Annotated in this window: 15 protein-coding genes and 2 pseudogenes; 4 read left to right on the plus strand and 13 right to left on the minus strand. The window is 37.7% G+C overall.

Annotation, left to right across the window (positions count from 1 at the left end; translation table 11 throughout):
- The first annotated feature begins 144 nt into the window (after positions 1–144).
- Together CO686_RS05705 and CO686_RS05710 are read left to right on the plus strand one after the other, a co-directional pair.
- Complete coding sequence (locus CO686_RS05705; protein WP_000915870.1) at positions 145–1122, plus strand: Gfo/Idh/MocA family protein; 978 nt, start codon at positions 145–147, stop codon at positions 1120–1122.
- Positions 1119–2201: a DEAD/DEAH box helicase gene (locus tag CO686_RS05710; protein WP_000850570.1), complete on the plus strand. Its 1083-nt coding sequence runs from the start codon at positions 1119–1121 to the stop codon at positions 2199–2201. Before CO686_RS05705 ends, CO686_RS05710 begins: the two co-directional genes overlap by 4 nt.
- A 24-nt stretch (positions 2202–2225) precedes the next feature.
- Here CO686_RS05710 and CO686_RS05715 read toward each other — a convergent pair whose 3' ends face one another.
- Positions 2226–2603: a YwiB family protein gene (locus CO686_RS05715; RefSeq protein WP_002881798.1), complete on the minus strand. Its 378-nt coding sequence runs from the start codon at positions 2601–2603 to the stop codon at positions 2226–2228.
- 71 nt (positions 2604–2674) lie between these two features.
- Between CO686_RS05715 and CO686_RS05720 the strand changes: the two genes are divergently transcribed.
- Together CO686_RS05720 and yidA are read left to right on the plus strand one after the other, a co-directional pair.
- Entirely contained in the window at positions 2675–3982 is a 1308-nt protein-coding gene (locus CO686_RS05720; RefSeq protein WP_001003530.1) for an HD domain-containing protein, read from the plus strand.
- Between the two features lie 9 nt (positions 3983–3991).
- Positions 3992–4798 carry a sugar-phosphatase gene (yidA, locus tag CO686_RS05725; RefSeq protein ID WP_000023486.1) on the plus strand — a complete coding sequence of 269 codons (807 nt, stop codon included), beginning with the start codon at positions 3992–3994 and terminating at the stop codon, positions 4796–4798.
- A gap of 101 nt (positions 4799–4899) precedes the next feature.
- Here the strand turns inward: yidA and CO686_RS05730 are convergent, their stop codons facing one another.
- The 12 genes and pseudogenes from CO686_RS05730 to CO686_RS05785 form a co-directional block, all read right to left on the minus strand.
- A complete protein-coding gene (locus CO686_RS05730) occupies positions 4900–5376 on the minus strand; it encodes an Imm6 family immunity protein (RefSeq protein WP_049550017.1) in 477 nt (158 codons plus the stop codon).
- Between the two features lie 32 nt (positions 5377–5408).
- Positions 5409–5903: an Imm6 family immunity protein gene (locus tag CO686_RS05735; RefSeq protein WP_049550018.1), complete on the minus strand. Its 495-nt coding sequence runs from the start codon at positions 5901–5903 to the stop codon at positions 5409–5411.
- A gap of 63 nt (positions 5904–5966) precedes the next feature.
- Positions 5967–6293, minus strand: coding sequence for a hypothetical protein (locus CO686_RS05740; protein ID WP_044021737.1), 327 nt, complete (start codon positions 6291–6293; stop codon positions 5967–5969).
- Between the two features lie 155 nt (positions 6294–6448).
- The gene (locus CO686_RS05745; RefSeq protein ID WP_000920280.1) at positions 6449–7402 is read right to left on the minus strand and encodes a hypothetical protein; all 954 of its coding nucleotides are present in this window, start codon (positions 7400–7402) and stop codon (positions 6449–6451) included.
- Between the two features lie 91 nt (positions 7403–7493).
- Entirely contained in the window at positions 7494–8174 is a 681-nt protein-coding gene (locus tag CO686_RS05750) for a hypothetical protein (RefSeq protein ID WP_049490222.1), read from the minus strand.
- A gap of 62 nt (positions 8175–8236) precedes the next feature.
- Positions 8237–8812 carry a DUF6572 domain-containing protein gene (locus CO686_RS05755; RefSeq protein ID WP_049490223.1) on the minus strand — a complete coding sequence of 192 codons (576 nt, stop codon included), beginning with the start codon at positions 8810–8812 and terminating at the stop codon, positions 8237–8239.
- A gap of 39 nt (positions 8813–8851) precedes the next feature.
- The gene (locus tag CO686_RS05760) at positions 8852–9406 is read right to left on the minus strand and encodes an NAD glycohydrolase inhibitor (protein WP_049490224.1); all 555 of its coding nucleotides are present in this window, start codon (positions 9404–9406) and stop codon (positions 8852–8854) included.
- A 207-nt stretch (positions 9407–9613) separates the two neighbouring features.
- Positions 9614–10491, minus strand: a pseudogene (locus CO686_RS05765) (DUF4299 family protein).
- Positions 10488–10955 (minus strand): UCP033725 family protein, encoded by a 468-nt coding sequence (locus CO686_RS05770; protein ID WP_049490225.1) that lies wholly within the window; start codon positions 10953–10955, stop codon positions 10488–10490. Before CO686_RS05770 ends, CO686_RS05765 begins: the two are co-directional and overlap by 4 nt.
- Positions 10956–11766: 811 nt before the next feature.
- Positions 11767–12651 (minus strand): annotated as a pseudogene (gene ifs, locus CO686_RS05780) (NAD glycohydrolase toxin immunity factor); the annotation flags it as partial.
- Entirely contained in the window at positions 12652–12813 is a 162-nt protein-coding gene (locus CO686_RS10345) for a hypothetical protein (protein ID WP_001142078.1), read from the minus strand. It lies immediately after the preceding pseudogene.
- 88 nt (positions 12814–12901) lie between these two features.
- Positions 12902–13615, minus strand: a complete 714-nt coding sequence (locus tag CO686_RS05785; protein ID WP_225893252.1) for a DUF6572 domain-containing protein — start codon at positions 13613–13615, stop codon at positions 12902–12904.
- Between the last annotated feature and the right edge of the window lie 697 nt (positions 13616–14312).

Genomic DNA, 14312 nt, shown 5'->3' on the forward strand with positions numbered 1-14312 from the left:
TTCAGTTTCATTTACTCATTTCAATATTGTACCACTTTCTCCTAAAAATGCGTAGCCCATTTGAAAATTTTTACCATCTGTTGGATAGTCCTTCTTTTCTATGTTATAATGAAGGAAGGATTTGAAGTCGGAAAAGGAGTATTTATGCTTAAATTAGGTGTCATCGGAACAGGGGCTATCAGTCATCATTTCATAGAAGCAGCCCATGCTAACGGAGAATACCAGCTGGTCGCTGTCTATTCTAGAAAGATAGAAACAGCAGCAACCTTTGCTTCTCGCTATCAAGATATCCAACTCTTTGATCAAGTAGAAGACTTCTTCAAGAGCTCCTTTGATGTAGTCTATATCGCTAGTCCAAACTCCTTGCATTTTGTTCAAGCCAAAGCAGCCTTGTCTTTTGGGAAACACGTCATTCTTGAAAAGCCAGCTGTCACTCAGCCACATGAATGGCTAGATTTGAGACAAACAGCTGAGAAAAATCACTGTTTTATCTTTGAAGCAGCTCGTAATTACCACGAAGAAGCTTTTACCACTATCAAAAACTTTTTAGCAGACAAGCAAGTGCTGGGAGCAGATTTCAACTATGCCAAGTATTCTTCCAAGATGCCTGACTTGTTGGCTGGACAGACTCCCAATGTCTTTTCAGACCGTTTTGCTGGTGGAGCTCTTATGGACTTGGGGATTTATCCCCTCTACGCTGCTATTCGTCTCTTTGGAAAGGCTCAGGACGCGACCTATCAGGCTCAACAGCTTGACAATAGCATTGACCTAAATGGCGATGGTATCCTCTTCTACCCTGACTTTCAAGTTCATATCAAGGCAGGAAAAAACATTACTTCCAATCTTCCTTGTGAGATTTACACAGCAGATGGAACCTTGACCCTTAACACGATTGAACATGTCCGCTCAGCTATTTTTAGCGACCACCAAGGAAATCCAATCCAGCTCCCTATCCAACAAGCTCCCCATACGATGACTGAGGAAGTTGCTGCATTTGCACAGATGATCCAGCAACCAGACCAGACTTTCTACCAGAACTGGCTGGATGATGCAAGCTCTGTTCATGATTTACTCTATACCATGCGCCAGACTGCTGGCATTAGATTTGAGGCAGAAAAATGAAAACCAAACTACCGACTGAATGGCAGGAATTGAGTGACCAACTCGGTTTCCAAGAATTTACCCCCATTCAAACTCAACTATTTGAGCCTATACTAGCTGGAGAAAACTTACTGGGAGTAAGCCCGACAGGAACTGGTAAGACCCTAGCTTACCTCCTGCCAAGTCTTCTCAGACTACAAAAGAAAAAAGCCCAGCAACTCTTGATCCTAGCACCAAATACAGAACTAGCTGGACAGATTTTTGATGTATGTAAAACGTGGTCAGAGGCTATCGGCTTAACTGCTCAGCTCTTCTTATCAGGTTCGAGTCAGAAACGCCAGATTGAACGTCTTAAAAAAGGACCAGAAATTCTGATTGGAACACCTGGCCGTATCTTTGAGTTGATTAAATTGAAAAAAATCAAGATGATGAATGTAGAAACCATCATTCTGGATGAATTTGACCAATTGTTCGATGATTCTCAAATTCACTTTGTCGAGAAAATCACCCACTACGCACCTCGTGACCACCAACTCATCTACATGAGTGCGACGACCAAGTTTGACCAAGAAAAGATTGCACCAAACACGCGCACTATTGATCTCTCTGATCAAAAACTGGACAACATCCAACACTTCTACATGCAGGTAGACCAACGTCACCGAGTGGACATGCTACGAAAACTAGCACATGTAGAGGATTTCCGTGGTCTGGTCTTCTTTAACAGCTTGTCAGACCTTGGAAGTGCAGAAGAAAAATTACAGTATCGCGATATCTTGGCTGTTTCCCTCGCTAGCGATGTCAATGTTAAATTTCGAAAAGTCATCTTAGAAAAGTTTAAAGGCAAGCAGCTAACCCTACTCCTTGCAACTGATCTTTTGGCTCGTGGGATTGATATTGATAGCTTGGAATGTGTTGTCAACTTCGACGTCCCTAGAGATATGGAAACCTATACCCACCGTGCTGGTCGTACAGGTCGCATGGGCAAGGAGGGCTATGTTATCACTCTGGTAACCCATCCTGAAGAACTGAAAAAACTCAAGAAATTCGCAAGTGTTCGTGAAATTGTCCTAAAAAATCAAGAACTCTATATCAAATAAGGTTGGCTTCCGCCAACCTTTTTCTTATCCCCAAGTAATTTCTAATTGATAGCTGGCAAAGGGGTGTCCCTCTTGGTTTTGCAGTTGATAGGCTAATTCAATCTTTTGCCCATCCAATTCATAGTGATTCGTTTGAATGATAAACTCCTGCATCCCCATTGGAGTCGGAATATAGGCTAAACTATCACTATCCTTTAGAAAACGCATGATGGTTTTGGGACTCGAGAAACGGGTCATCACCAGTTCTTGACTATGAAACTTGAGAACCACTTTTTCTTTTTCCTCATTGTAGAAAAGCAGATAGTGATAATCTCCCTTTTCACGCACTTCCACGTCATAGAGTTGGTCAATGACTTCCAATTGTTCATCAAACTGAATCGTATTTCGCATCCGAATCTTCACATCAAATCCTCTTTCTTGTCTCTTGTCCTACTATTTTACCAAAAAGAGCAGGATTTTGCTATAATGGTCATATGAACGAAAAAGTATTCCGTGACCCAGTTCACAACTATATCCACGTCAATAATCAGGTCATATACGACTTGATCAATACAAAAGAATTTCAACGTCTTCGCCGTATCAAACAGCTAGGGACTTCCAGTTATACCTTCCATGGTGGTGAGCACAGTCGCTTTTCCCACTGTTTGGGAGTCTATGAGATTGCTCGACGTATCACGGAGATTTTTGAAGAAAAATACCCTGAAGAATGGGATCCTGCTGAGTCTCTCTTGACCATGACCGCTGCTCTCCTACACGACCTTGGGCATGGTGCCTACTCGCATACTTTTGAAAATCTTTTTGATACAAATCATGAAGCCATTACTCAGGAAATCATCCAAAGTCCTGAGACAGAGATTCACCAAGTCCTGCTACAAGTAGCGCCAGATTGCCCAGAAAAGGTAGCCAGTGTTATCGACCATACCTATCCTAACAAGCAGGTCGTGCAGCTCATTTCTAGTCAGATTGATGCGGATCGCATGGACTATCTATTGCGCGACTCTTATTTTACAGGAGCATCTTATGGGGAATTTGACCTGACTCGCATCCTCCGAGTCATTCGTCCTGTCGAAAATGGGATCGCCTTTCAGCGCAACGGCATGCATGCCATCGAAGACTACGTTCTCAGTCGCTACCAGATGTATATGCAGGTTTATTTCCACCCAGCAACACGCGCCATGGAGGTTCTTCTACAGAATCTCCTCAAACGCGCTAAGGAACTCTATCCTGAAGACAAGGACTTCTTTGCACGCACTTCTCCTCATTTGCTACCTTTTTTTGAAAAGAAAGTTACTCTATCTGATTATCTGGCACTTGATGACGGCGTGATGAATACCTACTTCCAACTCTGGATGACCAGTCCTGACAAGATACTAGCCGACTTGTCGCAACGTTTTGTCAACCGCAAGGTCTTTAAATCCATTACTTTTTCAGAAAAAGACCAAGACCAACTCGCAACCATGAGACAACTGGTTGAAGAAATCGGTTTTGATCCAGACTACTATACTGCCATTCATAAGAACTTTGACCTCCCTTATGATATCTATCGTCCCGAATCTGAAAATCCACGGACACAGATTGAGATTATACAAAAAAATGGAGAACTGGCTGAACTCTCTAGCCTGTCTCCTATCGTCCAATCCCTTGCTGGCAGTCGCCATGGAGACAATCGTTTCTATTTCCCGAAAGAAATGTTGGACCAAAATAGCATCTTCGCAAGTATCACCCAGCAATTTTTACACTTGATTGAGAACGATCATTTTACCCCAAATAAGAACGAATAGAGGAAATTTATGAGTATTAAACTAATCGCCGTCGATATCGATGGTACCCTGGTTAACAGTAAAAAAGAAATCACTCCGGAAGTCTTTTCTGCCATCCAAGATGCCAAAGAAGCTGGCGTCAAAGTCGTGATTGCAACGGGTCGTCCTATCGCAGGTGTTGCCAAACTTCTGGACGACTTGCAGTTAAGAGACCAAGGTGACTATGTCGTGACCTTCAACGGTGCCCTTGTCCAAGAAACTGCTACTGGCCATGAGATTATCAGCGAATCCTTGACCTATGAGGATTATCTGGATATGGAATTTCTCAGTCGCAAGCTCGGTGTCCACATGCACGCTATTACCAAGGACGGTATCTATACTGCCAATCGCAATATCGGAAAGTACACGGTGCACGAATCAACCCTCGTCAGCATGCCCATCTTCTACCGCACTCCTGAAGAAATGGCTGACAAGGAAATCGTCAAGTGTATGTTTATCGATGAACCAGAAATTCTCGACGCTACGATTGAAAAAATTCCAGCAGAATTTTACGAGCGCTACTCCATCAACAAATCTGCTCCTTTCTACCTCGAACTCCTTAAAAAGAATGTAGACAAGGGTTCAGCTATTACCCATCTAGCTGAAAAACTCGGATTGACCAAAGATGAAACCATGGCGATCGGTGACGAAGAGAATGACCGCACCATGCTGGAAGTCGTTGGAAATCCCGTTGTTATGGAAAATGGAAATCCAGAACTCAAAAAAATCGCCAAATACATCACCAAAACAAATGATGAATCTGGCGTTGCCCATGCTATCCGTACGTGGGTACTTTAAAATGCTTAACTATTAAAAATAAACGACACCCCAAAAGGTAGAGATGACACTCTAACTTCCGGGGTGTTCTTTTTGAATTTTCGCCAAATCATCTATTCAAATCATCTAAGTAATCCTAGTCTATCTAGTTCTTTTAGGGCAGATTCTCTTGATGGGTATGGATTTTTATTGATGAAAATTTTTACTGTTTCGACGTGATGATAAAGATCCATGCTAATCTCTTTTAAATTATCAATAAAGACATCAAGTAGTTCCGGTTCAATGTTTTCCAAGGGAGAAGGAAGCTCCTTCTTATTTTCAAACTCAAAAGCTTCTTTAGCAGTCACACCTATTGCATAACTAATGTTGTCCCACAAGAGACCATTCGCTTCATTTTCATCTAACTGCATGTAGATAAATATTCCACTGAAGTCTGTCCCATCATCTAAAAGGTGATAAAGTTCCTCTCCCCTTTTATCTCTATTCTCCAAAAAACTCCAACACGCATCCAAGGCGTTTCGAATATGTGAAGTATATTGCGTTTCCATACGGTTTGCAATTGCTTCAGCAAAAATCAACATAAAATAACTCGTAAGCATATCCTCTCCTGATCTATACTTGAACGAATAGCCTATTCGTTCTCATCAGATAAAAATAGTGGTCCAAAGTAGTTTTTAACGAGCTCATCCTTTAAATATCCTTCTATTTCTGGCCCAGATATTTGTGAAATGAGTTCACTGTTTTCAGATAGGATTTGTTTGTAGCTTAAGGCAAGAACAGCCAGTGTGTCCTCGTCGACACTTTCTATCGTTTGTGGCAGGTAGACTTCCCCCGAAGCCATATAAGAATAATGACAAACTAAGACAAATAAATTAGCGATACAGTTCCATACTAGTGGATTGGTTTTCTTATCTAGCATCTGAAATGTCAAGATATCCTGCTCATCCATATTTTCCAATCGATTGTATAAATCATCTGGACAAAACCCACTCTCTTTATCAAGCTCCTGTTTTGAAAGTTTTAAGGAGTCAAAGACAAATTCCTTATATTCTTTCTCACTGATAAAATCTACAAGACCGTATATCAACTCCTGTAGAAAGAGCAACAAATTTTTATTATCTTTCATTGATTTTCCTTTTATTACTAAAAATTATCTTGGGAATGTATGATTCACTGGAAAAGGTGACAATCACTCTTCCTCCTCAAACATCAGAGCATCTAATTCTTCTCTTTCAGCCGCAATCTCTTCGAAGGTAGAAATAATATTATTTAAAAATTCTAAGGTGATAATACCAGTCGAATCTCTCATCGTAACCATAGTCCCAATAGCACTCAACTCATGGATGAGTGCTCTAACCTTTTTCAATTCATCCAAATCTAACATGTCTACTTCTATTACCGTGTCATGATCTTCTATTCTGGATTGAATTAAAGAGAAAGGCAAGGATGAATAATTTCTTAACAACTTATAGGTTCCTGACTTGTCACCTATAGAATCTATACAAATAGCTAGCATCATTTTTACTCCTTTATACTTGAAAACATCAGTATCCCATGTCTACAAGGAAAAGATATAAGCTTGAATCTCCTCTATCATGCATCGATTTGTCGTTCTTACTCTTATGGCTTGAAGCCATAAAGATAAAGCAAGCATAATAGCTTGCTTGAAAGTTAAGGAATTAAAAATTGATTTTCATAATCTTTTGGGAGTTCATAAGATATTTCTCCATTACTATTACCAAATCGACTTTGATTAAAAATTGGAAATAGCTTGGAGTCGTACACAGTTTTTATAACAAAACGTTCTCTTTCAAAACTAATAGTTGCAGCTACTGAGGGATCCTTAAAAACTGATTGTTCCCCTTGGGAATGCAAGCGAACGTTTATAGTAGCTACTTCTTCAGGATATTTCTCAAATCGAACATCAAAACTAATGTCGCTACCTGTCGAAGGAATGTACATTTGATATTCACTTACACTGATACTTTGAATCTTTCCTAATTTCTGTTCCAATTCTGGGTCGTTTCTATACAGGTCTGTTTGGATAGCTAGTTTGAAATTTTCCTCATGTTCTTGTAGCCATCTGTTAAGATTACGAATCATAATTTCTTTTTCAACTTGCCTGGAGGCATCCTTGCTCTTGCGATCAAGTTTATTCATAGTTTCAGTCAATTTATCTTGCTCTCGCTTCCAATCCCACGAGGGGTCACTTGATACCTCTACTACTGATAAGTACCATCTCCTCATAGTTTCAGGAGATTTATAAGGATTGGGTTTTATAAATGTAAAAGGACCTATACCAGCATCAGGAAAGTATAATTCTACTTTCATTGACTGCTTGCGATTATTATTAGCATAGGCTGTAAAGGAAATATGATAATTTCCACCTACATCTCCACCATTATCAAAGCCTCCCCTCGCAGAACCTGGTAAAAGCGTCACTGACTTTATATATTGCCCTTGACTGTCTATGTCTGCAATAATTTCGCTTTTGATAGAATCCGCATGATCATGAATAAACTTACCAGTGTTCCCAATCGGTATCCTAATTAACAAATATGACAAACCAATAATAATAAAGGGAACGGAAATTGCAAGGAATATCCACTTGTTCGATTTTAACATAATATCTCCTGATGCTCATTAAAAATCAGTTATAAAACAGCTTTTATAGTGCTTTACCTTTCAACCCGACGGTTCCTTTTTTCAATTTCATTCATTGATTATCCTCCCGTTGTTTAAATATAGTTAAATCTATTTGAACAGCCTCATCCTTAGATTCCATTAGTATTGAAATTCCATAGATTGTTCCACTAGAGTAATCTAATATTATTCGACAGGTCGTATCTTCTGGCATGTCGTACTTATTTTTAAGATATTTATAGAGGTCAGAATGATTTTCAGGCTGGTAGATAATATCGCTCAATTCAGTTTCAGCACTCTTAAAGGTTTCTTTTATATTCAAGGAAGCGAAATAATCTCTTTGTACTACCAAATTAAGAATTTCTTCATCATATAAAGGAGTTACCTCCGACCCATAATTTAACTTCCCATTAGAGTAAGTAACAGGAACTGTTTCTTTATTATCCCCAATTTTTATTGTATAGTCACCCTTAATGTCAGATTGGCTAGTATCTAAGAATACTTTATAATCCTTTACTACGTTTCCACTCTCTATATAAATACTATTTTTGTAAAGCTTTAATCCATTAAAATCCTTCTTATCTTGCTCTAAAAATTTAAATATAGGCTCAAACGTTTTTTCAAATTCGTACTGTTCCTTTGTTCTGTTTTTGGGAATGGTTTCACCACCCAAACTACATCCAGTCAGTGTATAAAGAGTCAGGACCATTAACATCACACTAACAACCCAAAATAAGCGTTTATTTTCCTTCATCTCTTTCTCCTATACATTCTATGCCTATTATAACATAAAAAAGAGCGTTTCCGCTCTCTTTGTCACTCAGGTAATTCTACCTTCAGGCTCATATCTGTATTCTGTAATGTCTTCTGAACCGCAGCGAGAAAGGCTAGTCCATTATCCGATGGAGAATATTGGAATGTGATACGGATGATTTTTTTGTCAAAGCTATCGCCATATCGATCCACATATTGCTTGATTTCGAGGAAGTAGATATAGTTGTTAAGTTTTTCTTGAAGTTTCAAAAGATGTTCTTCTTCAGTATCTGGAAGCCAAAGATTGCCATCTATTAATAAAAGTTCCAAGTTTGTATCACTCGTTCCGATTGCATCAATTTCTGAAACATCTAACTGAATAAGAGATTCTTTTATCCAAAATGTTGTTTTTATCAAACGATAAAGTCGATTTATTGCATCACTTTCATTTTTAAATTCGTCTCTTATCCAGATATCTTGGCGCTCATTAACCTCATATACTTTATATTGTTTAGACTTCTCATCGTAATAGTATCCCAAGGTAAATTGACCTTCAAATCGTTCATCAAGCGCAATATAAAATGTCCCTATTTTATCTCTATGTTTACTAATGAAATTCGCTAGTTCCTGTTTTGTCATCAAAATTTCTCCATTATCGCCACAGCCACATTCACTTTCCTACAAATTGATATCCTTTGGTGGATTGTAGTATTTTTCCTTGAATTCCTTAAGGATTTTCTCTACCTTTTCCCCCTCATAAGACTTGAAAGAAGGAATTGATTTAATATTTCCAATCAATCGACTGTAATATCCACTAGTTTTTAACTCGCTAGGAAGTTTTTCTATTGTATCAAGTATAAGAGGAACTAATTTTCTTGTATCAATTTCAAAAGGGAGGGGTTTATATTCCGCTAGAACGAAATCTTGAATCAATAAATATTCCGTAACTTGCCATATTTTCTTTTCATCAATACTTAAAGAAAACTCTTTTAATATCTCAAATGTCCTTCTCTCTATATCTTTATCACTTTCTATATACAGAGGGAATAAACAATATTCCAGCAGCACCTGAATATCAGTGTATTCTGTTATCATTGAGTTTCGTTGTTGAAAACGATACCTAATGTCCTCTCCAAGAAAAGCTTCTGCTTCTTTTCCTTCCCTCATCACTTTTAGATAATGTTTGACAAAATTTTGATAATTTTCTTTATTTTTCAATTTATACGTCTGCATTTAGTTACTCCATTGGTTAATTCTACTTATTTCTAGGTATTTACTTGGTCTATTGCTGAATGATGGTATTAAAACTTTGTCTTATTATAGCATAAAATAAATACAGAAATAAAAAATGGGGAACTTAAGGAAAGAGAAAACCACCTGAAAAAAACTATCAGATGGTAACTTTTCAATCTTGAACAGACGAATCATTTTCTTAGAATGTTAGTTTTGTGATAACTTCTGCAACATTTCAGGAGAAATTGGGTCTACGAGAACATACTTGGCATCCAACATATAGATACCCTCGGTCAACGACTCTAAGAACTGTCGATAAGGAACCTCGGCTAGTTTTTCCCCATCGGCTGTCATGATAAACAGTCGTGCAACTGCAACCTTACTTCCTCGATACTCTTGTAAATATTGAGGTTCTAGCTCTGGTTGAGCCGGCAAAATAGTTCGTCCTTCACTATTTAGATAATTGATAGGGATAATGATGTCCTCTCCATTTTGCTCTACTTTAAAAACTTGCTGTTCAGAGTAATAAGCATTTAGCTGTTGGGTAAAGCGCAAACGCTGGTCATAACTATTTAAGAGTTGCTCGTCCTGCACATGGATAATCTGCCCTAGGTAGAGTTCATTGATGTAAATAGGACGTTTCACTCCCATAATTTCCACGATGGGATGAACTTTTACTTCCTTAGTCAATTCTGAAAGAGCTGATAAGAAAATATCTGTGAAATGAAATTCTAGAATAGAATCTTTATCATACGCCACACCATCATGTTCACATACAGTTACGTCTAAGAGAATGAGCAAGGTTTTCAAGAACATCAAGGCCCCAGTCTCCAGTCAGAAGCTGTCGCCAAATCTGGAACAGATACCTGATAAGCTTGACCATCAAAAGATAGACGGAACCCTAAACTAGACTTCTCTTTGACCCCAAACTGAACAGAATGGAAATCCGAAATAAGAGAGTCCGCAGATGGCTTTAATCCTGCATCCTTAGCGGAAACGCTGTAACATTCAAAGAGTTCTGCTTGAAGCACCTCACCAATTCTTAGTGATTGGTTGTTTTTTATTGTAAAAATAACTGATTTCATATTTTTCTCCTTCGGTCTACTGGCAAATCCTTTCTACGACGTAGAATCGTTACTTCGCTGACAGGGATTTTTCCTGATGCATACATTGTCTCGCCATATTTCTCATCCAATAATTCCGCATCATCAGCTAAATTGTTTTCAATTAGAAATTCTTTATCAAAAACCAGGAGTCGCACATAAGAATCAGGTGCTGTAAAATCATCATCCCCATGCTTGTGACCAGCCATTGTAAATTCCTGACCTTTATATAGGACACGATCATAAACCGAATACCTCTGACTAACCTCACTATAAGGCACAAGCTTCCCGTATACGCCTTCTCCGGCATCATCTACATAGAAACTATAGGGAACGTATCCTTCTTCCAACATCGCTGGATCTTTTGAAAGTAGGATATAGTCATTTATATAATTCACAAAATTCGAGTATACTTTATTTTGGTAAACTAGAAATTCTTTACGCATACTAACCCTCCACATATTCCATTATACCACAAAAAGAGAGCGGTTTTCGCTCCCTCAATTAAGCTAGTAATTCTACTTTTATATCTATCTATTCCGTAGTCTGTTCTTTAGCATGGTTCTCTCTAAAATCTTTTTTGGATCTATCAATGACTCTACGCAATTCCTCATCATCAACTCCGGGAAGATGGAAATCATAGTTATGTGTCTCTTCTTTTGAAGATTCCGTTCCTGAACTTTCTGCTTTCGTGCTCTCTTCAGTAGAAGACGATGCTCCAGAATCTGAAGAGTTAGCTCTTTCAGAACTAGAAGAGCTTGATGTTTTAGGTGTTTTGCGGTCCAATTTTGGTATCTTATTGATTTCCTCAATACTAGGTATTGGCTTATTCGCTTTAACCGGTCTGTAGAGCATCGCAAAAGAGAAGAATAAGGCTACAACTGTTCCTATACACGCCAAAGTTCTTTTACTCGATTCTGACGAAGGAACTTTGACGCCACTTGTACTCAGTTTCTTCCATTCAGGATGTTCCTCTTCTATCTCTTTTTTTTGTTCCCATAGCGGAACTAGCAGAAAATGATTAAAAGGCACAACTGTTGCCATAGCTGTTGCTGCAAGTGGGATAAATCTAGAAAGATTAAAAATGAGTACTATGCTTAGTATTGCAAATATAGTAAATAGAAATATCACTAATCCTAAGCGAATTTTATATTCTTTTTTAATCTGGAGATATCGCTCTTGAGATACCTTTTCTTGATCATGATTTGAATGACTTACATTTACTGATAAGTTCTTCTTCTCTGGTAAAGTGTCATCCTCAGGCAATTCTACCTTCAAACTCATATCTGTGGGTTGCAATACTTTCTGAACAGCTGCGAGGAAGGCTAGACCGTTGTCTGATGGAGAATACTGGAATGTGATATGGATGATTTTTTTGTCAAACTTATCACCGTATCGTTCTACATACTGCTTGCTTTCGAGGAAGTAGATATAGTTATTGAGTTTTTCTTGAAGCTTCAACAAGTGTTCTTCTTCCAGAGATTCTATCCATTTGTTTTCATCAATCAACAACAACTCTAGATGGTCATCTGAAACACCCATCGCATCTATACTCGTAACGTCTAGTTCAATTTTCTCAACTGTTTTAATGGTTTCTACTACCTTAGGTGGATTGTAGTATTTTTCCTTGAATTCCTTAAGAATCTTCTCTACCTTTTCTTCATCACACTGTCTGTATAACGGACTACGGTCTAATACATTACATAGTCTTTCATAGGTATAAGTACGTTTCTGTTCATCTGATAATTTTGAAATACTTTCTATAATATTTCTTACCAACTCATCTGTTTCAATAACAAAGGGAAGGCTTGTATATCTTCTTAAACGACTGCCTTGCATAGAAATATAATCAGTTACCTTATCTAATTTGACTAGGTCAACCGATAAGCTAAAATCTTTTAAGATTTCAAAGGTTCTTCTCACTATATCCCTATCACCTTCTGCATACAGAGGGAATAAGCAATATTCCATTAATACTCCAATATCTGTACTATCAAGTTCATAAGAGTCCCTTTGCCATATACGATATTTTGGATTTGTGCCTAAAAAAGCTTCTTCCTCTTTCCCTTCTTCCATCACATTACGATAAAAATTAATAAAAGATTGATAATCTTTAGGCTCTGGTAATTCATATATTTTCATTTAGTTACTCCATTGATTAATTCTAAAAATCCCCTCAACTTGCTCAGTTTCATTAGTGCCAGGCTTATAGACACGTGGATTTTTGATTTCATAATAGCCTTGACGTTCAATCGCAGATAGAAAATCATCGTAAGAATGCCCCGTTGTGTCAATCGTTGGCATAAGTAGTTCGCTATTTAGAAATGCTAAATAATCTTTTTATAAATATAGTCTCATTATACCACAAAAAGAGAGCGTTTCCGCTCCCTCTTTACTCCGGCAATTCCACCTTCAAACTCATATCTGTGGGTTGTAACACCTTCTGAACCGCCGCAAGAAAGGCCAATCCGTTATCAGATGGAGAGTACTGGAATGTGATATGGATGACTTTTTTGTCAAACTTATCACCATATCGCTCTACATACTGCTTGCTTTCGAGGAAGTAGATATAATTGTTAATTTTTTCCTGCAGAATTTCAAGATGAACTGTTTCTATCTCTTCCTGCCAGCCGACTGAATCCACCAGAAGAACCTCTAAATGATTATCAACTGTACCAATAGCATCAAGTTCAGTTGGCTTGAGTTCTGAAGAGATGGCTTTTTTTACAAGAGCTTTAAACTCTTCAACATCAAACAACTCACGTTGATCTTCTATATTTGATAGCATAGTTTCAGGATGATTACGTATGTAGTTTCTATCAATATCATCTTGCTTACTTAAGGGCCAGCGCCCTGTTTCAGCATAAATCATGACTTCATATGCTCCCCTAGAAGATTCAAATGCTTTAACCATCAGTTCCTTATTGATAGGATAGCAAACTTCTGGACCCATGGCTCCTCCAATTTCTTTAAAGAAGCCAATTTCGTAATAACCATTTGTCTCATATACAACAAATCCATCGCCTTTATGTACAATCGTATCTGAATGATTATAATCCTCTAACTCTTCTTTCTCTGGCCAACGATGATGTTCACAATAAAACATTACCTCTAAAGAGTCTTTTTCTGATTTTGAAACACGTTCTGCTAATTCCTGGCTAATGGGAAAATTAAGCATTTCTTTCCCTCTACTCCACAGAATCTGATAATCATTATTGTTTTTTAATACCGTACAATTTTTGTATTGCAATATTTCTGTTGTCATATAAATCAACTTTCTTTACTTTTTTAATTCTTCTTTATCATAGGCAAAAAAGATCTAGTTGGTGCGTACATTTCTTATCAAGCTACCCATTACCCTCTTTCACCTATGCAAATTATTTGCTATACACAAATAGAGAATAAACAAAAGTATCGAGTGGAAAAATAATGGCAAAAAACTAGGATATAACAGGAAGACGACTAAAGATACTAACAAACTAATAACGCTACCACGAATTACGGAAGAAACAACAGCTCCACTTTTCTTTACTACCTCTAAGAATTCTAAGTACTCCAAATCTGTAAATAGAGCAGGATACAAATCCAAATCTTTCTTAAAATAGATATCCAGCAATTTCCCGAAAAGCAAGGAAATACAAGAGAATAAAATCAAATAAAGGTACTTGTGAGCAGGTATACTGAAGATTGTCAAAACATTCAGAAATCTGATAAAATGAAGAACGAACAACACCAGGGAAAGTATAACGTACTGTTGACTCTTAGAAATTCTTTCTGAAATTGAAAAATACAATTTCTTTGCC

This window comes from Streptococcus oralis, from assembly GCF_002386345.1.
Taxonomy (GTDB): Bacteria; Bacillota; Bacilli; order Lactobacillales; family Streptococcaceae; genus Streptococcus; species Streptococcus oralis_S.

What these genes read in the sequence shown, in the direction of transcription:
- yidA (WP_000023486.1), top strand. Translation starts at nt 3,992, where the DNA reads ATGAGTATTAAACTAATCGCCGTCGATATCGATGGTACCCTGGTTAAC.
- CO686_RS05710 (WP_000850570.1), top strand. Translation starts at nt 1,119, where the DNA reads ATGAAAACCAAACTACCGACTGAATGGCAGGAATTGAGTGACCAACTC.
- CO686_RS05740 (WP_044021737.1), bottom strand. Translation starts at nt 6,293, where the DNA reads ATGCTAGCTATTTGTATAGATTCTATAGGTGACAAGTCAGGAACCTAT.
- CO686_RS05730 (WP_049550017.1), bottom strand. Translation starts at nt 5,376, where the DNA reads ATGCTTACGAGTTATTTTATGTTGATTTTTGCTGAAGCAATTGCAAAC.
- CO686_RS05705 (WP_000915870.1), top strand. Translation starts at nt 145, where the DNA reads ATGCTTAAATTAGGTGTCATCGGAACAGGGGCTATCAGTCATCATTTC.
- CO686_RS05770 (WP_049490225.1), bottom strand. Translation starts at nt 10,955, where the DNA reads ATGCGTAAAGAATTTCTAGTTTACCAAAATAAAGTATACTCGAATTTT.
- CO686_RS05785 (WP_225893252.1), bottom strand. Translation starts at nt 13,615, where the DNA reads ATGTTTTATTGTGAACATCATCGTTGGCCAGAGAAAGAAGAGTTAGAG.
- CO686_RS05735 (WP_049550018.1), bottom strand. Translation starts at nt 5,903, where the DNA reads ATGAAAGATAATAAAAATTTGTTGCTCTTTCTACAGGAGTTGATATAC.
- CO686_RS05750 (WP_049490222.1), bottom strand. Translation starts at nt 8,174, where the DNA reads ATGAAGGAAAATAAACGCTTATTTTGGGTTGTTAGTGTGATGTTAATG.
- CO686_RS05760 (WP_049490224.1), bottom strand. Translation starts at nt 9,406, where the DNA reads ATGCAGACGTATAAATTGAAAAATAAAGAAAATTATCAAAATTTTGTC.
- CO686_RS05720 (WP_001003530.1), top strand. Translation starts at nt 2,675, where the DNA reads ATGAACGAAAAAGTATTCCGTGACCCAGTTCACAACTATATCCACGTC.
- CO686_RS10345 (WP_001142078.1), bottom strand. Translation starts at nt 12,813, where the DNA reads ATGCCAACGATTGACACAACGGGGCATTCTTACGATGATTTTCTATCT.
- CO686_RS05755 (WP_049490223.1), bottom strand. Translation starts at nt 8,812, where the DNA reads ATGACAAAACAGGAACTAGCGAATTTCATTAGTAAACATAGAGATAAA.
- CO686_RS05745 (WP_000920280.1), bottom strand. Translation starts at nt 7,402, where the DNA reads ATGTTAAAATCGAACAAGTGGATATTCCTTGCAATTTCCGTTCCCTTT.